Below are 18,532 nucleotides of genomic sequence, written 5' to 3'. Positions count from 1 at the left end.
CTTTTAAGAAAAAGAGATATCAAACATTTTTTTAATTATTTACGAAAGCGGTTTCGATACTTATTTTTACAAATGAATCATCTCTTATAAGCACGTCAGGAATTCGATAAAAGGAGGAAAAAACATGGGACAGGAGTATCAGCAATTGGTCGACCGGTTAGCGCAAAAAAAGACCGGTGAACAGCAGGATGGTGTCGACGTCGTCATCAAACCGGTACCGGACCGGACGGAAAGCGGTGTCCTTGATCCGCGCGTCTTCGAAGTCATGATGCAACAACAGCAGGACAGTTCGCCGGCTGGTCCTTTTTCACTCGAAGCAGCACGGGCCGGGATGGGATGGATCAATACCGACCTGACGACGACAGACATCACGACGGAAGACATCATGATTCCAAGTGCCGAACAATCGATTCCGGCACGAATCTATCGTCCCCGGTCGACGGAACTGTTACCGGTAGTGGTCTACTTCCACGGCGGCGGCTTTTTCGGCGGAACGCTTGAACCGGTCGAACATCCGTGTCAGCTTTTAGCGGAACGGGCGAATGTCGTCGTCATTTCGATCGATTACCGGTTGGCACCGGAACATCCGTTTCCAGCCGGACTGAACGATTGTTTCACGGCCGTCAAATGGGTCTACGAACAGGCGGATGAACTCGGCATCAACCGCGCGCAGCTCGCTGTTGCCGGCGACAGTGCCGGTGGGAACTTAGCGACGGTTTGTGCCCTGCTTGACCGTGAACAACAGACAGAGATGATCCAGTACCAAGTCCTGCTCTATCCGGTCGTCAATCTCGCGGCTCTGCCGACGGATGATTTCAACTGGCATCTTGACGCATACGAGATGAACGAAAACCGGGAATTCCTCGAAGGAATCGTCACAGCCCTTGAAGACACGGATGGACTGTTGAACCGGTTGTACCTGCAAGGGACGACAGGCGTCCAGGATCCGCATGTGTCGCCGCTCTTCAGCGACAAGCTGGCCGGACTGCCGGAAGCATTGATCATCACGGCAGAATACGATTACCTCCGTCTTGAAGGAGAAGCGTACGGACGAAAACTCGCACGGGCAGGTGTGAAAACAAAACGGATTCAGTACAACGGGATGGACCATGCCTTTATCGAAAAGCTCGGACAGTATCCGCAAGCGGAAGACTGCATCACGGAAATCGCAAATGGTCTGAAGAAGCGGTTTGCGACTACACAACCAACAGGAGGATGAATCGATGACGACATATATATTAGATTGGAACGCCTATACGGCACTGGCGAGGCAGACGGTCGCAGAAGGCGCGGTCCTGCTGAAGAATGACAAGCAGACGTTGCCGCTGTCAGCGGGGACAACAGTCTCGGTGTTCGGACGCAATCAGTTCAACTATTACAAAAGCGGAACGGGATCGGGCGGGATGGTGAACGTCACACACGTGACAAGTCCGCTCGAAGCGTTGCAAGACCATCCGGATGTGACGGTAAACCAATCGTTGCTCGACGTCTATGAAGGCTGGCTAAAAGATCATCCATTTGATAAAGGCGAAGGCTGGGCGGCGGAACCGTGGTCGCAGGAAGAAATGCCGATCACGGACGAAGTCGTCACAGATGCAGCGTCGCAATCGGATGTCGCCATCATCATGATCGGTCGGACGGCCGGTGAAGACCGCGATAATACAGCGGATCCCGGCAGTTATCTGCTGACGGACGTCGAGTTGACACTGATCGAAAAAGTCGCGGGAGCGTTCCCGAAGACTGTCGTCTTATTAAACGTCGGCAATGTCATCGACATGCAGTGGGCGCTTGATTTTAATCCGAGTGCGATCCTGTACGGATGGCAAGGCGGGATGGAAGGCGGAAACGCGTTGGTCGATCTCTTGACGGGAGCGGTCACACCATCCGGAAAACTGCCGGACACGATTGTCCGTTCCCTTGATGCGTACCCGTCAACACCGTACTTCGGTCATGAGGACCGGGCGATCTACAAGGAAGACATCTATGTCGGATACCGGTACTTCGAGACGTTTGCAAAAGACGATGTCCTCTATCCGTTCGGATTCGGCTTATCGTATACGACGTTTGATGTCGTCACCGATACTGTTGAGATGACGGAGCAACAGGTCACGTTAACCGTCACCGTGACGAACAAAGGGACGCACAGTGGGAAAGAAGTCGTCCAGGTGTATCTTGAAAAACCGCAGGGACAACTCGGCAATCCGGCACGCGGGCTTGTGACGTTTGCGAAAACGCAACAGCTTGAACCGGGCCAACAGGAGACGTTGACGCTGATCGTTCCGCTGACGGAATATGCAAGTTACGATGATTCCGGCGCGACGGGGCATAAATCGTCTTACGTCATCGAAGCGGGTGCTTATCATCTGTACGCCGGCACAGACGTCCGAACAGCGGCGCACGTGGCGACACAAACAATTGAAGCGTTGCGTGTCGTTGAGACGTTAAGCGAAAACATGGCGCCGGTCACGCCATTCGACCGGCTGAAGCCGCAACAGACGAAGACCGGATATGACGTGGCGTATGAAGCGACACCACTGCGGACGATTGATCCGGAAGCCCGTCGCCTCGACGAACGACCGGCAGCACGCACGTATTCGGACGACCAGGGACTGACCCTGAAGGACGTTTACGAAGAGAAGACGTCGCTCGATGCGTTTCTTGATCAGTTATCGAATGAAGATCTGGCAGCAATCGTCCGCGGTGAAGGGATGAACTCCCCACGCGTTACTCCGGGAACGGCGGCCGCATTCGGCGGTGTCACCGACCGGCTGACAGCGTTCGGGATCCCGGCGGCCTGCTGTGCCGACGGTCCGTCCGGCATCCGGATGGATATCGGAACCAAAGCCTTCTCCCTGCCGAACGGAACGCTCGTCGCCTCGACGTTCAACGTCGATCTGGTGGCCGACTTATTTGAAATGACAGGGCTCGAACTCCGGAAAAACGGCATCGACACGTTGCTTGGACCGGGGATGAACATCCACCGTCATCCGCTCAACGGTCGGAACTTCGAGTACTTCTCGGAAGATCCGCATCTGACGGGGATGATGGCTGTCGCCCAGCTCGACGGGATGCACCGGGTCGGGGTGACTGGAACGCTGAAGCATTTAAGTGCCAACAATCAGGAGTTCCATCGTCATGATCTCGATTCGATCGTTTCGGAACGGGCGTTGCGGGAAATTTATCTGAAAGGATTTGAGCATGCCGTCAAACGGGGACAGGCCTATGCCATTATGACGACATACGGTGCCGTCAATGGACTCTGGACCGCCGGCTTGTATGATCAGAACACCCGGATTCTCCGCGACGAGTGGGGCTTTGACGGTGTCGTCATGACCGACTGGTGGGCGAAGATCAATACGGAAGAAACGGAAGCCAACCGGCAACAGACGGCGACGATGGTCCGTTCGCAAAACGATCTCTACATGGTCGTCGGAGAACCGGGGGCGAATCCGTTTGAGGATGATACGCTGTCGTCGCTTGCAGATGGGACGTTGACACGGGCAGAATTGTTACGGAGTGCGGCGAATATCTGTCGGTTCATCCTGCGGTCACCGGTCATGGAGCGGACGCTTGGTCAGGAAGTAACAGTCGACGTCACCGGATTACCGGAAGAAACGGATGATCTGAACGAACAAGCCGTGACGCACCAGCAACTTCAAAGCGGTGTCCCGATCGTGTTTGATGAACTCGACACGTCGACTGGAAGCAGCCATGTCTTCGCCGTGACGGCGGAAGAAACCGGCATGTACCACGTCACGTTTGAAGCCCGGTCGTATGCCGGGGAACTGGCACAGATGCCGGTGACGTTGTTTGCGAACAACATGCCGGTCGCGACGTTTACGTTTAACGGGACAAACGGCGAATGGGTGACGCAGACGAAAGACGTCTTCGTCTTTAATCCGCACAACTACTTTAAGCTGTACTTTGCACTTGGCGGGCTTGAGCTCAAAAACATCACCTTTACGTTAACGGAATCGTTCCATATGAAAAACGGGTAAACTTAAACACCAGGCAGTCAGTTGCTGCCTGGTGTTTAACGCGTTTTAAAGGAGGACCCGATGCAATTCTCAAAAATGAAAAAGCAGATCTTATCGTTCGTCGCGCCGTCACTTCGACCGCGTCTCGATTTGTATGCCACAGTTGACCGGCATTTTCATGACGGCGAAGCCCGAGTCTGGATGACACTGGACGGGGAAGAAATTTTCCGGGCGGAGGATTTGCGGTTTACGTTCGAAGCGGACCGTCGTTATGCGTTGGCGAAGAAGCGCTTGCCGGAAAAACCGGAGCGAATTACACTGGAGATTTTTCAATCGGATTGGTTCAACACATCACGTGTATTATATGAGCAGATTGAACGTGAGTTGGAGGAAGAGGGATGGCATGCCAATTACGACGTGCAAAAGGATTTGCTGTTGTATCCGACGCTCGCGATTGAAGAAGCGTTGACGCATCCCCATGCCTTCATCCGCGGTTTTGCGTTGCTCGACCGGCGCGTCGGGAAACGGCGCTTGGAACGAGTAACATGCGATACACCGTTTGAATTGACCTGTTTAAAGATTCGATTGGAAGCGGAAGTGAACTAACGTCAAAAAAAGAGCAAGGCGCGATGCCTTGCTCTTTTGCATATTCAATTCAAATCCTTAAATCGAAAACGAATTAACAGCGTGAATGCCTTCTTGTTCGACGAATTCGTCAAGCAATGCCCGGACGTCATCCGTTGAGTTCGTGTCCATCAAACGGGCGCGCAGTTCGCTCGCCCCGCGGAAACCGCGGACATAAATCTTGAAGAACCGGCGGAGCGGTTTGAAGAGACGCGGCTCGAATTCAGCTGAATACTGATCGTGTAGGTCGAGTTGCAAACGTAACAAATCAAGTAATTCTTCGCTTGAATGGTCTTTCTTTTCGACTTCGAACGCAAACGGGTTATGGAAAATCCCGCGTCCGATCATGACGCCGTCGACACCGTACTGTTCGACGAGTTCAAGACCATGTTGACGGTCGTTGATGTCTCCGTTGATCGTCAAGAGCGTTTGCGGTGCTACTTCATCGCGGAGTTTCTTGATTTCCGGAATCAGTTCGAAGTGGGCCGGGACTGCACTCATTTCTTTACGCGTCCGCAGGTGAATCGACAGGTTGGCGATGTCCTGCTCAAGGATATGACGTAACCAGTCGTGCCACTCCTCGACTTTCGAATAGCCGAGTCGTGTCTTGACGCTGACCGGCAGACCGCCGGCTTTTGCTGCTTGAATCAGTTCAGCGGCGACATCGGGACGGTTGATCAGTCCTGATCCCTTTCCGTTGACGGCGACGTTCTGGACCGGACAACCCATGTTGATATCGATTCCTTTAAAGCCCATTTCCGCCATTCCGATACTCATCTCACGGAAATATTCCGGCTTGTCGCCCCAGATGTGGGCGACCATCGGCTGCTCATCTTCCGTGAACTCAAGGCGTCCGCGGACACTCTGTTTCCCTTTTGGGTGACAGTAACTTTCTGTATTCGTAAATTCAGTGAAGAAGACATCCGGTCGCGCTGCTTTCGCGACGACGTGACGGAAAACGACGTCGGTGACATCTTCCATTGGAGCAAGTACAAAAAATGGTCGTGGCAGGTCCTGCCAAAAGTTGTTTTTCATCGTATATAAAACCCTTTCCTTAAGGTAATTCGTTTTGCACAATTAAAATTTCATCAACTATACACTTTAAGCGTAATGAGGAAAAAGTGCAAGCGGATGGTTTAGGAAAGAGGCATCGGATAATGAATCAAGGCGGTGGCCGGTGTGACTTGTCCGTTCGATTGTTTATAGATGATATGCTTTGCCGACAACTCGGTCGGGGACTTCAGACCGGCAGCGGCGGTCAGATTGTATAAACCTTCCCGGAGCGAGATGATGTAGTTCGTCACCCGGAAACTTTTTTCATCGACGATCAGCGCTTGCTGGAGTTTCGGATCAGTCGTTGCGACTCCGACCGGACAGTGGTTCGTGTGACAGACTTGCGCCTGGATGCAACCGACGTTAAACATCAGGCCACAGGCGATGTTGACGAAATCGGCGCCAAGCCCTAAAGCGACGGCAATCTTATCGGCACTGATCAGTTTGCCGGAAGCAAACAGTTTGATCCGGTCGCGGATGCCGTGAGCGACCAGCAACTGATGCAGATACGGCAGGGCCGATTTGAGCGGTAAACCGGCCGCATCCGCAAGTTCCTGGAACGACGCACCGGTTCCGCCTTCCCCGCCATCAATCGTGATGAAATCCGGATGTTTTCCGGACGTTTTCATGTAAGAGACGAGTTCATGCAGATCATTGAGATTGCCGACGACCAGTTTGATACCGACCGGCTTTCCGCCGGTTTCCCGTAACAGTTCAACAAACGTCAGCATCTCTTCCGGTGTCTGGAATTCATTGAACCGGTTCGGACTGTCAATACTGACACCGGCTTTGACGTTCCGGACGGAGGCGATTTCAGCCGTGACCTTCTCGCCTTCAAGGTGACCGCCCCGTGTTTTCGCACCTTGCGCCAGTTTCAGTTCGAAGGCTTTGATTTGCGTCAGTTTACTTTTCTTTTTGAATTCCTCGAGCGAAAAAGCACCGTCTTCCGTCCGGACACCAAACAGTCCCGGTCCAATCTGGAAGATGATATCGACGTCACCCTTCAAATGATAGTCGGATAGTCCGCCTTCTCCGGTGTTCATCCAGGTTCCTTCCGCCCGGCCGAGACCGATCGACAGTGCGGTAATCGCCCGGTCACCGAGCGCACCAAAACTCATTGCCGACTGACCGATTAGTCCGAAGACTTGAAACGGTTGACGGCAGGTGTACTCCCCGATGATCGGAGCGTCAGCGGCGGGAAGTAAAAACGGTGCAATCTGTTGTTCAACCAGGTGTTCTTTCCGGGTCAGGAGATTATCCTGATCGAGCTGATAGAGGTGAGTCGTAATTTTATGCTGGTTATCGATCCGCAGTTCCTGACGGTTCGTCGGGAAAAGGGCATTTTGCAAATAAAAGCCGGCTGCTTCAAAATCACGTTCGGAACCAAATCCCATCGTCCGCGTATTATATTTACCGGCCAGCACAGCCGTTTTGTAATCATTCCGGGAAAACGGTTTGTCTTCATTGTTATTTAAGAACAAATACTGGCGAAGTTCAGGACCCACTTTTTCAAGGATGTAACGGATTTTTCCGAGCACCGGAAAGTTTCGTAAGATGGAATGCTCCTGTTGTCTGTGATCGATATTCCACAGATAGAGTCCAAGCGCCAACGGAACGAAGATGATGAGTGAAATCAATGTCAGGATAATCGTCAGAATGATGGTATCAGTCGACATGGGAGTGCCTCCTTCAGGAGTATGAGCGGCGGGACAATGAAGAGGGAAAAACAAACAGGTTAGTCGAATAAGGTAAAACAAGACCGTTCTATCTCGATACCACTTGCCTAAAGAATACAAACCTAACGAATAATCAGATGAACGAAAGGATGATTTCTTATGCATATGCTGTACATGAAACAGAAAGTATTCAGTTTACGGGGACGATTTTCGATTCAAGATCAACAGGAACAGGACGTTTATCTCGTCGAAGGCAGCTTTATGAAACTGCCGAAGACTTTTTCCATCTCGACGGTTGAGGGAGAGGAAGTCGCCGTCATCACGAAAAAAATGCTCAGCCTGTTACCGAAGTTTTTTATCGAAGTCGACGGGGAGACACTGACGATCGAAAAATCATTTACGTTCTTTAAAGACCGCTACACGATTGATGCGGCGGATCTTGAAATCGACGGAGACTGGTGGGATATGGATTTTGAAATCAAGCGTCACGGCGAAGTCGTCGGAAGCGTCGAGAAAAAATGGTTCACATTTGGTGACAGTTATGAAATTAAAGTCTTTGATCCGGACATCGAGAAGATTTTGATTGCGCTTGTCGTCGCCATTGACTGCGTCAAAGAAGATGAAGAATCCAGTTCGTCATAAGAAAGTACTCAGGAGAGGAAGCGTATATGAAGCAGATTTTGATGAAACAGACGTTTGAACTGAATCGGCGATTTACGGTTGCCGATGAAACCGGGCAGATCGCGTATGAAGTAAGAGGACAGTTATTCCAGATGCAGAAAAACTGGCAACTCGTTCACGAAGGATTCGAAGTCGGTCGGGTGACGAAACAGACGTTCAGCATGCTGCCGCATATCCTTGTGGAAGTGGACGGGCGCGTCGTCGCGACGATTCAAAAAACCGGATTTTTGATGTTTTCGGATTACCGGATTGACAGCCGCGACCTGCAAATCGACATCAATTGGGCGACGATGACATTCAGCGTCATGTATCAGGGGAATAAAATCGGGCAAGGCAAAAGACGGTGGGTCCGTTTCGGAAAACAATACGAACTGACACTGCTTGACGACAAGGCAGAACAACTGTTTTTAAGTGTCGTCCTCGGACTTGACCGGGCGAAAGCAGACAAAACCGTCTCGACGCTGTTTGCGGACAATTGGGCAGGGGGGAAGAAGTAAATGGAACGATGGGATATCTATACGGCAGACCGCGTAAAAACAGGCCGTACCTGGCCGCGGGGGACAGAATTAAAAGACGGCGATTACCATCTTGTTGTGCATGTTTGTTTGTTTAACGAACAAGGACAAATGTTGATTCAGCAACGCCAGCCGTTCAAAGAGGGCTGGCCGAACATGTGGGACCTCAGTGTCGGCGGCAGTGCGACGACTGGTGACACGAGTCAAATGGCGGCCGAGCGCGAATTGTTCGAGGAACTCGGTCTGTCGTTGTCGTTCGCAGGACGGCGGCCGCAGTTGACGGTTCCGTTTGAAGTCGGATTTGACGATTATTACTTAATCGAACAGGAAGTCGATCTGACGACCCTGACGTTACAGGAAAAAGAAGTCCAAACCGTCAAATGGGCGACGGAAGAGGAAATCATTTCCGGGATTCGGGAAGGGACATTCATTTCGTACCATGAACCGTTGATCCGATTGCTGTTCATCCTGCGCCATCAATACGGTGCGCATCAAAAATAAACAATCCCCAGGTCGCAGGCGACACTGGGGATTGTTTGCAATCAGGCTGTTTTTTTCGAAGCCGGAACCGACTGTTTCGGTTTGGTTTCCGGTAAAAAGAGACTAAAGATCAGGTACGTCGAACAGCTGAGGAAAAAGACGACCATCGACGCCGTATAACCCATCTGACCGAGCGTGTAACTCCAAATAATCGTAAAGATGGTTTGGGTCGCATACGCAATCGCCCAGAACAGACCGAACAAGACGGTAATTTTTTGTGGTGTCATGCCTTTCATTTCGTGCGCCAAATTCATGAAAATCGGATACTGGATGTACATGGCGAACCCAGAGATGAAAGCAAAGATATACGAGACGAGCGGTGATATGTTGCCAAACGCAACCGTGACGATGAAGCTGGCGATCATCACGAAGCCGCTGATTAGAAGAATCGGTTTTCGTGGTGTCCCGCGGCTGCCGATTTTCAAACCGACGAAGGTCCCGATAATACCGGCGCCGGAGACGAGCAGATTGACGAGCGATCCGTTTAACTCGGTATACGTGTCAAACACCGGTTTGAGTCCGACGAGCGACAGAATATACAGTGTCAGGAAGCCGCCGAACGCAATCGCATATTTCCATAAGAAGCTGTCTTTGATCGCATCCCGGTAGCCGTAAGCCGTGACGACTTCGTTTTGATCACTTGCCGTGTTCAAGTCGAACTCTTCACTGAAAATCAACCAGGCGAGGAACAGAACTGCTGTCAAAGCAGCAAAAATCGTTAACGTCAGCTGCCAGTTGTTCGTGAATTGAGTCGCAAAAAATGTAAACAGTAACGAGACGACAAACGCACCGACATTATACGAGACGGTATTGAGCGCATTGATTCGCAGTTTTTCTGTTGGATCGCTGATGTAACGAGTGACGACCGGATTCATGTAGACTATGACCATTGAACCGCCAAGGCCCATGACCATCCTTGCCGCCGTATAGGCCCAGTAGTTCGGCAGATAAATGGCGACGATGGACATCATCAGAAACAACAGGGCGAGCATCGGTGCTTTTTTAGGTCCCAGTTTCATCAAAATCAGTGCCGCCAAAATGTTCGCGAAGACGCGGGCCGTCGTGATTGAATAATTGACGAGTTGTGAAATCAACGGGTCAACGGTCCGGTCTCCGAAGAAATGAGCCGTGATTTGCGGGGGTAATGAGGAACCGGCGACCCAGTTCATGGCGAACGTCGCATAGGCGAACCAGAGGACAGCCATCATCAAATACCCTTTTCGTGCATGATTAGATTGTGTAGACATAACATACCCCTTCTTTTCTTAAGACAACTCCCTGTCTGACAGGGATTTGAACTACTTCACTTTGTTATAAATTCGTTAAATGTAGTCGAGTTCGAAGGGGAAGTAAAATAGATAATTCTTATGTTTCCTATAAGATAAAAGAATAGGTAAAAAGTCGTCAGATGCATTTGGTGAATACTTGAAAAAATGACGTTTTTCCTTCAGTCTGTTTGCGCATTAAAAGGCAAGCGTTCGCAAGTCAGACCCTTAGAATTTTTGACGAGACGATAGATATCCGGGTTACGCAACTGTTCCCAGTCCGGATAGTCGAAATTTGAATCGATGGATTTTAACAATAGAGCCATCGCGTTTCCGTGCGTCACCAATACGGTGTGACGGGCAGGATGAAGAAATGCCTCATGGAGGACAGATGAGGTCCGTTCCATTGCTTCACGACTGGATTCACCACCGGGAAATCGGAGCTTGAGATCGGAAAATGTCGCTTTTAAGTCAGCCCGCCAGTCATGTAACGAAGAAGTACTGAGTATACGTTCCTGCAACCGATTCTCCAATTCGATTGGACAATTATACATAGTGGAAAGCGGAAAAACAGTGTCGTATGCGCGTCGAAATGGACTCGATAAAATCCGGTCAATCGGAATGGATTTAAAAAAGTCAGCGAGTAATAGCGCTTGTTTTTGACCTTGTGGCGTCAACGGAGCATCGGCTGCTTGTCCGGTTGCTTCACAATGTCGGATAAGATAATAGGTCTGCAATGTAAGTACCTCCTCTAGATGTAACCATATGAAAGAGTTCTGGTAATAGAATGGAAAATCCTCTTTCAAGTTATGAAAGAAGAAATGAAAGAATTTGATAAAACGGTTGACAAACGATCATAAGATTACTAGTATTAGAAACAATTCAGGTGATTATGTCACCTCAGCAACCGAATAAAAAGAGAAAGCTATGATTGTCATGGGTCACACTATGGCAGGAGCAGCTTCTGGAGAGACCGTGTAAACGGCGCCGAAGGGTTCACAATCTCAGGCAAAAGGACAGAAGAGTACTAAATCTTTATTTTTTGTGTTGGCTTTGCCAAGCAAAAAATGATTATTTGCTATTCTGATGATTTTTTTGAGATTGGACACCCGTCCAGTCTCTTTTTTGTTGGACTGACAGAACAGTCTGACCGGGGGAAACAGAGAGATCATCAAAGGAGGAGTTTAGGTTTGGAACAGCAAGGATTAAAGCGGGATTTATCGAATCGTCATGTCCAATTGATTGCGATTGGTGGAACGATCGGAACAGGGTTGTTTTTAGGATCGGGGAAAGCGATTCAGCTGGCCGGTCCATCGATCGTATTTGCTTATCTGCTTGTCGGGATTGCGATTTTCTTCGTCATGCGGGCACTCGGAGAGTTACTGTTGTCAAAAGCCGGTTATCAGTCCCTGACGGATATCGCGGAAGATTATCTCGGACCGCGCGCCGCGTTCGTAACCGGCTGGACGTATTGGTTCTGCTGGATCATGACGGCGATGGCCGACGTGATCGCCGTCGGTGTTTACGTCAAATACTGGTTTGATATCCCACAATGGATTCCGGCCGTTATCGCCCTGTTGATCTTACTCGGCTTTAATCTCCTGACGGTCAAACTGTTCGGAGAACTCGAGTTTTGGTTCGCCTTGATCAAAGTCGTCACGATTTTAGTCTTGATCGGCGTCGGAATCGTTTTGCTCGTGATCGGCTTTAATACGGATGCAGGACCGGTCACGGTCAAGAACTTGTGGCAGCACGGCGGGATGTTCCCGAACGGTGTCACCGGATTCCTGTTGTCGTTCCAAATGGTCGTCTTCGCTTATGTCGGAGTGGAACTGGTCGGAGTCTCGGCCGCCGAAACGGCTGATCCGAAAAAGAACATTCCGTCCGCAATCAATAAAATTCCGTTACGGATTTTGTTCTTCTACGTCGGTGCCTTGCTTGTCCTCTTGATGATCAATCCATGGACCGGACTGAACGCAACGGAAAGTCCGTTCGTCAAGACGTTTAGTCTGATTGGGATTCCGGTCGCGGCCGGAATCATCAACTTCGTCGTTCTGACATCAGCCGCATCTGCTTGTAACAGCGGAATGTTCTCGACGAGCCGGATTCTCTATAATCTCGGGAATCAAAAACAGGCACCTCAATCATTTTCGAAGCTCAATAAAAATCATGTGCCGGCGAATGCGTTGTTCGTCTCGACGCTGGTCGTCTCGGGTGGGGCTCTGTTGAGTAAATTACTTCCGGGACAAGCGTTCAGCATCGTGACGACGATCAGTGCGATCTGTTTCATCTGGGTTTGGGGCGTTATTCTCGTCTGTCACTTGAAATACAAGAAGACACAGCCTGAATTGCATGCTGCATCGACGTTCAAAGCGCCACTCACACCGTTCGTTAACTATCTTGTGCTCGGTCTGTTCACGCTGATCTTAATCGTCATGCTGGTTGCGGATGAAACACGTCCTGCGCTTCTCCTGACACCGGTCTGGTTCATCGGATTGTTTGTCCTGTATCAGCTGCGGACGAAAAAACATCAAAAAGCAGAACGTCATAGTGCATAATACATCAAGGAAATAAGTAAAGACCCGGCTCCCTGCCTTACTTGTCAGGGAGCCGGGTCTTATTTTTTGATACGAGACTCAGCGGTGAAATGTGCCATCCGCCAGCTGTTTCTTCAAGGCGGTCGCTTTTTTGCGAATCGCCTGCTGGTCCGCTTTGTCGCGTTTTGCCCACTGCCGGTACATCATCGACATCCGTTGGTTACCGGCGAAACGTTCCTCGTGCCGGGCGATGAAGTCCCAGTATAAGGCGTTGAAGGGACAGGCATTGTCGCCAAGCGCATCCTTCTGGTTAAAGGGACAGTTCCCGCAATAATCGCTCATTTTATGAATATAGTTTGCCGACGCAATGTACGGTTTCGTCGACAAGAGACCGCCGTCGGCATGCAACGCCATCCCGAGAACGTTCGGCAGGACGACCCATTCATAGGCATCGATATACATTTCGTTAAACCAGTCCGCTGTTTGTTGCGGGGAAATCTCAAACAGATTAGCAAAGTTCCCGAGCACCATCAGCCGCTGAATGTGGTGATTGTGCGCCGTTTCGACGACTGGACGCAGTGATTCCGCGACACACGTCATCGTTGTTTCGCCGTCCCAGAAGAAGTCCGGCAAATCTCGGTTGTGTTGCAGGACATTGACCTGTTCGTACCCCGGCATCTTACTTAAATAAACCGCCCGCATGTATTCGCGCCACCCGAGAATCTGCCGGATGAATCCTTCGACAGCATTAAGCGGTGCTTCCTGGTCTTCCAGTGCGGCCGCCGCCGCTTTGATGACTTCGTCCGGTGACAGTAAGCCGATATTGATCGACGAGGAGAGCAGGGAGTGGGATAACGTATCCTCTCCCGTTAGCATCGCATCCTGATAAGTGCCGAATGTCTCTAGCCGTTCCTCAATGAACCGGGCGAGCGCGCGCTGGGCTTCCGTTCGGGTAACCGGCCAGTGGAATGTCTCAAGCTGCCCCGGATGATCGGCAAATGACGTTTCGACTTTTTTCATGACGTCGCGTGTGATCTGATCCGGACGAAACCGGATCGGTACTTTAAAATCAACGCCGTCCTTCGCCGGTTTTCGGTTATCCGCATCAAACGACCATTTTCCGCCGAGTGGTTTGTTTCCGTTCATCAACAGGCGACGGTCTTTTCGAAGCTGCCGGTAAAAGCGATCCATCTTCCACGGTTTATCCCCAAGTAGTGCCACAGCTTCGTCCTGCGTCAATAAAAAGAGCGGAACATCGGAACAGATGTTGACGGTGATCGTTTTCGGGAGAGCGTCCTGAAATTTTTGCATGATACGGCGCATCGGTTCGTCTGTGATGGCTGTATAGAGCAGGTGTGTCGGTTTGTACTGCTTCTGGTGCTGCTTCCAAGCATCGTCAAACGAGTCCGCTTCCCGGTAATCGACTTTAAATCCTTTGTCCCGGAGTTCTTCTGCGAAATGACGCATCGCCGAAAAGATCAGCACCAATTTTTGTTTATGATATGCCTTCCAGGTCGAGCGGGACGTTGCTTCGACCATCAGGATGATATCTTCTTCTGGATCCGCTTCTGTCAGAAGCGGTAAGCTGTGATTGAGTTGATTGCCGAAAATCCAGCGCGTTGCCATGCACGTTCCTCCTTTTTCTTCTATAGGAGTATATAGCCCGTTTGCTGGAAAGTATGTCTTCGGATGTGTCCTATTACACTCGGAAGCCGATTTATTTTTAAGTGGAGACACCCAATATTTTAATTTATGAATGACCTGTGATAGGGTTATACTGGAAAGGTAAGTTGTCGTCATACGAGCGCTTTCAACTGGTATGACAGGTCCATAATATCAAACGGGGATAGGAAGGATATCATGAGCAGTATGCCTAAACAAACAGATGTTATTTTGATTGGTGCCGGAGTCATGAGCGCAACGTTAGGGGTCTTATTAAAAGAGCTTGCGCCGGACATGAAGATTAAAGTATTCGAGAAGTTAGCGAGTGCTGGGGAAGAAAGTTCAAATGAATGGAACAACGCGGGGACAGGTCACGCAGCACTTTGTGAACTGAACTATACGACGGAAAACACCGACGGAACGATCGACATCAGCAAGGCCGTCAAGGTCAACGAGCAGTTTCAGTTGTCGCGCCAGTTCTGGTCGCACCTCGTCAAAGAACAGGTGTTGCCGAATCCGAAAGAATTCATCATGCCGATTCCACATATGAGTATGGTCGAAGGAGCGGAAAACGTCACATTCCTGAAAAAACGATTGGAAGCGCTCTCAGCTAATCCGTTGTTTAAAGGAATGGAATTTTCGGAAGATCCGGAGCAACTGAAACAATGGATTCCGTTGATCATGGAAGGCCGGACATCACCGGAGCCGATCGCAGCAACAAAAATCGATTCGGGAACAGACGTCAATTTCGGAGCGTTGACACGGATCCTGTTTGATCACTTAAAACAACTCGATGTCGAGATCAACTACGGTCATGGTGTCGAAGACTTGAAACGGGTCGACGGCGGCTGGGAAGTCAAAGTCAAAAACGAACGCGACAACCGGATTGAACATCATACAGCGAAGTTCGTCTTTATTGGTGGCGGCGGCGGAAGCTTGCCGTTGCTTCAAAAAACAGGGATTCCGGAGTCGAAACAGATTGGCGGATTCCCGGTCAGCGGCTTGTTCCTCGTCTGTAAAAATCCGGAAATCGCCGAGCGTCATCATGCGAAAGTCTACGGGAAAGCGAAAGTCGGCGCACCGCCGATGTCTGTCCCGCACTTGGATACACGTTACATCGACGGTCAAAAATCACTCTTATTCGGACCGTTCGCCGGCTTCTCGCCGAAGTTCCTCAAGACGGGATCGAATCTTGATTTAATCACATCGGTTAAACCGAACAATGTTTTGACGATGCTTGCGGCAGGGGCAAAAGAGATGGGACTGACGAAGTACTTGATCGAACAGGTCTTACTGTCGACGGAGCAACGGATGAACGAACTGCGTGAGTTCATTCCGAACGCGAAGACGGAAGACTGGGATGTCGTCGTTGCCGGTCAACGGGTTCAGGTCATCAAAGATACACCGCAAGGCAAGGGGACACTTCAGTTCGGAACGGAAGTCGTCAGTGCGGCAGACGGTTCGGTTGCAGCGTTGCTCGGCGCGTCACCAGGCGCTTCAACTGCCGTACCGGTCATGCTGGAAGTGCTGGCCAAGTGTTTCCCGGATCAACTGCCTGGCTGGGAAGCAAAAATCAAAGAAATGATTCCGTCGTACGGCACGTCACTCGTCGCGAATCCGGAACTCTTTGGTCAGATCCACGCCGAAACAACAAAAACTCTTGAATTAACGGAAGCACAGCCGATTCGTTAAACACATCATAGGAAGCATAAAAAAGCCCCGTTCTCTTGATGAACTGAACCAAAAAAGTTAGACAATAAATAATTTGTCAGGCGACCTTGAGGACCTGAGTCCGGTATTCCACCGGGCTCAGGTTTTTTAGTCGTCTCTTGATACGACGATGGTTATAGTACTCGATGTAACGCTCGAGCTCACATTTGAAGTGGTCCATGTCATCGAACTCCTTGAGATACAGGAGCTCTGACTTGAGCACGGCGAAGAAGCTTTCGATGGCTGCGTTGTCGAGACAGTTGCCCTTACGGGACATGCTTTGCGTAATGCCGTGCTCGTGGAGCGTACCAGTGAACGCTCTATATTGATAATGCCACCCTTGATCGGAATGGAGGATTGGTCGGGCTTTCCCGTCGAGCTTCCCGATTGCCTTGTCTAACATTTCACCAACGAATCGATATGTAGGGCGGTCCGATAGGGTATAGGCAATGATCTCACGGTTTCCCAAGTCCATCATCGGCGACAGGTAGAGCTTCTCACCGAACAGGTGAAACTCAGTGACGTCAGTCACCCATTTCTGGTTCAGGCCGGTGGCCTTGAAGTCCCGTTGGAGAAGATTCGGTGCGACCTCTCCGACCCGTCCTTTATAGGAGCGGTATCGCTTCATGCGGACGAGACATTTGAGACCGAGCTCGTTCATGAGACGGCGCACGGTCTTCGGATCGTGCCGGAAGCCCTGGCGTTCGAGAAGTGCGTGGATGCGACGATAACCACATCGTCCCTCGTGTTCGTGGAAGAGGGTATGGATGGCTGCCTTCACCTCCGCATACTTGTCTTCGCCCGTCAGGCGCGTCCGCCAATAGTAATAGACGCTCCTGGCCATTCCGAGCACGCGGAGGAGTCCCGGAACGGGATAGATTGACCGCAATTCGTCGATTACTTGTGCCTTGATCCGGTTCGTCGCGCATTCTCTTCTTGAACCAAGGCTTTCAATTTTTTTAACGCAGCGTTCTCCATCTCGAGATACTCGATCCGATCTTTGAGCTTCTCGACTTCTGTCATCTCTTCAAAATCCTTCTTCTTGCGTCTCGTCATCGGGGCACGTCCTTTCGGTTTGGCGACCAGACCTGCGGTCCCTTCCCGTTCATACGTCGATCGCCATGTCGAAATCATCCCCGGGGAGGAAATTCGGTATTTTACGGCCGTCTCTCTATTGGACAGCTTATTGGTCGCCATGTCGTTTAATACCTCCAGTTTAAATGCCAGCGAGTGTGTTGTATAGGAAGGATCGAAGATCGTTTCCCCCCAGCGCTCATAGAGATGTGACCACTCACGGACCAGGTTATGCGTTATCCCGAATTCTTTCGCCACACCTCGGTATCCGTCTCGTCCTGTCAGATAACGCTCAGCGACCTGGACTTTAAACGCCTTTGTATATTTGACCATAAAAAACACCCCATAAAAGTTGGATTTTTATGTCCAACTTTTATGGGGCAGTTCATGAAGAGAGCGGGGTTGTTTGTCGTGCATCAGCCGCGTTGACGGAAGAAACGTGTTTTCTTCAAAGCAATTCCGACTGGAATCGCGACGAGAATCCCGACGACGTTTTGTGTGATGTTACCCGGGATGGATAATGCTGGGGCTACCCAGTTGCTATATAAAATTCCTTCACAGATATAATAGACAGCGAGCATAGCGGGAACCGATGCAATCATAGCAAGCAAGTTAATACCGGGTTTGGTTCCTTGACGTCCATACGTCCAAGCAATCCAACCGACGATGAATCCTTGTAAGCCGCGACCGACAAAGGAGAAAGGCGCCCAAAGTGCCCAACCAGACATGATATCGAAAAGTCCCATTCCAACCGCGCCGGCAATCATTGCTGTCCGGGGTCCGAAGAGAATTGCAATCAGGAACAACATCGCTGTTCCCATATGGACAAGTCCACCATTTGCCGCGATCGGCAATTTAATATTAATGAAAAATGTAGCAACAAAAACAAGTGCAATCGACATTGAAGTGATGACGAGTTGCCGGGTACGAGTGCTTGAATACGGTGCTGCTTTTTGCATGTGTCAGACCTTCTTTATGATAGATTTTGAATACTCTCAATCTATCAGATTTCTGGACTAGCTAAAAGTATCAATTTCGACCAATTTATAGGGGTCAGTTTAAATCTGAATCTTTACTAATGAAAGTACAAACTTAAAAGGGGATTTTCCGTGACTTCTACGGGAAAAAGCGCGTTTACGCGCTGGTAGAGGCAGGCGAGACCCGGCTTTAAGACCTGTTGGTCGCCAAAGTCGCGGCTTGCGCCTCGCCCGAGAAAAG

General features: G+C 50.3%; 15 protein-coding genes and 1 riboswitch. Of the genes, 8 read left to right on the top strand and 7 right to left on the bottom strand.

Annotation, left to right across the window (positions count from 1 at the left end):
• Positions 1-124: 124 nt before the first annotated feature.
• From ACP26N_RS15875 to ACP26N_RS15865, 3 genes are read left to right on the top strand one after another with little or no spacing between them, the layout of a single operon-like run.
• On the top strand, positions 125-1,219 hold the full coding sequence (locus tag ACP26N_RS15875) for an alpha/beta hydrolase (RefSeq protein ID WP_426354358.1): 1,095 nt from the start codon (positions 125-127) through the stop codon (positions 1,217-1,219).
• A 4-nt stretch (positions 1,220-1,223) separates the two neighbouring features.
• Positions 1,224-3,998, top strand: coding sequence for a glycoside hydrolase family 3 protein (locus tag ACP26N_RS15870; protein WP_426354357.1), 2,775 nt, complete (start codon positions 1,224-1,226; stop codon positions 3,996-3,998).
• Between the two features lie 60 nt (positions 3,999-4,058).
• Positions 4,059-4,583 (top strand): SF0329 family protein, encoded by a 525-nt coding sequence (locus ACP26N_RS15865; RefSeq protein ID WP_426354355.1) that lies wholly within the window; start codon positions 4,059-4,061, stop codon positions 4,581-4,583.
• Positions 4,584-4,640: 57 nt separating this feature from the next.
• Here the strand turns inward: ACP26N_RS15865 and ACP26N_RS15860 are convergent, their stop codons facing one another.
• Positions 4,641-5,636: a tRNA dihydrouridine synthase gene (locus ACP26N_RS15860; RefSeq protein ID WP_026827057.1), complete on the bottom strand. Its 996-nt coding sequence runs from the start codon at positions 5,634-5,636 to the stop codon at positions 4,641-4,643.
• 101 nt (positions 5,637-5,737) lie between these two features.
• Positions 5,738-7,330, bottom strand: a complete 1,593-nt coding sequence (locus ACP26N_RS15855) for an FMN-binding glutamate synthase family protein (RefSeq protein ID WP_426354353.1) — start codon at positions 7,328-7,330, stop codon at positions 5,738-5,740.
• Positions 7,331-7,489: 159 nt separating this feature from the next.
• On the opposite strand from ACP26N_RS15855, the gene ACP26N_RS15850 reads away from it, so the two are divergent.
• From ACP26N_RS15850 to ACP26N_RS15840, 3 genes are read left to right on the top strand one after another with little or no spacing between them, the layout of a single operon-like run.
• A complete protein-coding gene (locus ACP26N_RS15850; protein WP_131503605.1) occupies positions 7,490-7,972 on the top strand; it encodes an LURP-one-related family protein in 483 nt (160 codons plus the stop codon).
• A 26-nt stretch (positions 7,973-7,998) separates the two neighbouring features.
• Entirely contained in the window at positions 7,999-8,508 is a 510-nt protein-coding gene (locus ACP26N_RS15845; RefSeq protein WP_131503604.1) for a hypothetical protein, read from the top strand.
• Positions 8,509-9,027, top strand: a complete 519-nt coding sequence (locus ACP26N_RS15840) for an NUDIX hydrolase (protein WP_426354352.1) — start codon at positions 8,509-8,511, stop codon at positions 9,025-9,027.
• A gap of 41 nt (positions 9,028-9,068) precedes the next feature.
• Here ACP26N_RS15840 and ACP26N_RS15835 read toward each other — a convergent pair whose 3' ends face one another.
• Together ACP26N_RS15835 and ACP26N_RS15830 are read right to left on the bottom strand one after the other, a co-directional pair.
• Positions 9,069-10,313 (bottom strand): MFS transporter, encoded by a 1,245-nt coding sequence (locus tag ACP26N_RS15835; protein WP_426354350.1) that lies wholly within the window; start codon positions 10,311-10,313, stop codon positions 9,069-9,071.
• A gap of 200 nt (positions 10,314-10,513) precedes the next feature.
• Complete coding sequence (locus ACP26N_RS15830) at positions 10,514-11,068, bottom strand: histidine phosphatase family protein (RefSeq protein WP_426354349.1); 555 nt, start codon at positions 11,066-11,068, stop codon at positions 10,514-10,516.
• A 217-nt stretch (positions 11,069-11,285) separates the two neighbouring features.
• Positions 11,286-11,361: riboswitch (glycine riboswitch) on the top strand.
• 160 nt (positions 11,362-11,521) lie between these two features.
• Here ACP26N_RS15830 and ACP26N_RS15825 point away from each other — a divergent pair.
• Positions 11,522-12,889 carry an amino acid permease gene (locus ACP26N_RS15825; RefSeq protein WP_131973560.1) on the top strand — a complete coding sequence of 456 codons (1,368 nt, stop codon included), beginning with the start codon at positions 11,522-11,524 and terminating at the stop codon, positions 12,887-12,889.
• A 78-nt stretch (positions 12,890-12,967) separates the two neighbouring features.
• On the opposite strand, the gene ACP26N_RS15820 is transcribed toward ACP26N_RS15825, so the two are convergent.
• A complete protein-coding gene (locus ACP26N_RS15820; RefSeq protein WP_131973559.1) occupies positions 12,968-14,494 on the bottom strand; it encodes a cryptochrome/photolyase family protein in 1,527 nt (508 codons plus the stop codon).
• 234 nt (positions 14,495-14,728) lie between these two features.
• Between ACP26N_RS15820 and ACP26N_RS15815 the strand changes: the two genes are divergently transcribed.
• The gene (locus ACP26N_RS15815; protein ID WP_426354347.1) at positions 14,729-16,222 is read left to right on the top strand and encodes a malate:quinone oxidoreductase; all 1,494 of its coding nucleotides are present in this window, start codon (positions 14,729-14,731) and stop codon (positions 16,220-16,222) included.
• Between the two features lie 76 nt (positions 16,223-16,298).
• On the opposite strand, the gene ACP26N_RS15810 is transcribed toward ACP26N_RS15815, so the two are convergent.
• Both ACP26N_RS15810 and ACP26N_RS15805 read right to left on the bottom strand, forming a co-directional pair.
• Positions 16,299-17,647 (bottom strand): IS3 family transposase gene (locus ACP26N_RS15810; protein WP_426353953.1). Its coding sequence is split into 2 segments (ribosomal slippage): positions 16,299-17,188 and positions 17,188-17,647, totalling 1,350 coding nucleotides; the frame shifts between segments, so codons are not numbered across the junction.
• 83 nt (positions 17,648-17,730) lie between these two features.
• Positions 17,731-18,273: an ECF transporter S component gene (locus tag ACP26N_RS15805; protein WP_131503596.1), complete on the bottom strand. Its 543-nt coding sequence runs from the start codon at positions 18,271-18,273 to the stop codon at positions 17,731-17,733.
• Positions 18,274-18,532 lie beyond the last annotated feature (259 nt).

It is taken from the genome of Exiguobacterium sp. R-39 (genome assembly GCF_049942815.1).
Classification (GTDB): Bacteria; Bacillota; Bacilli; order Exiguobacteriales; family Exiguobacteriaceae; genus Exiguobacterium_A.
The sequence above is the reverse complement of the archived record's forward strand: the minus strand, read 5'-3'. Positions and strand labels throughout refer to the sequence as shown.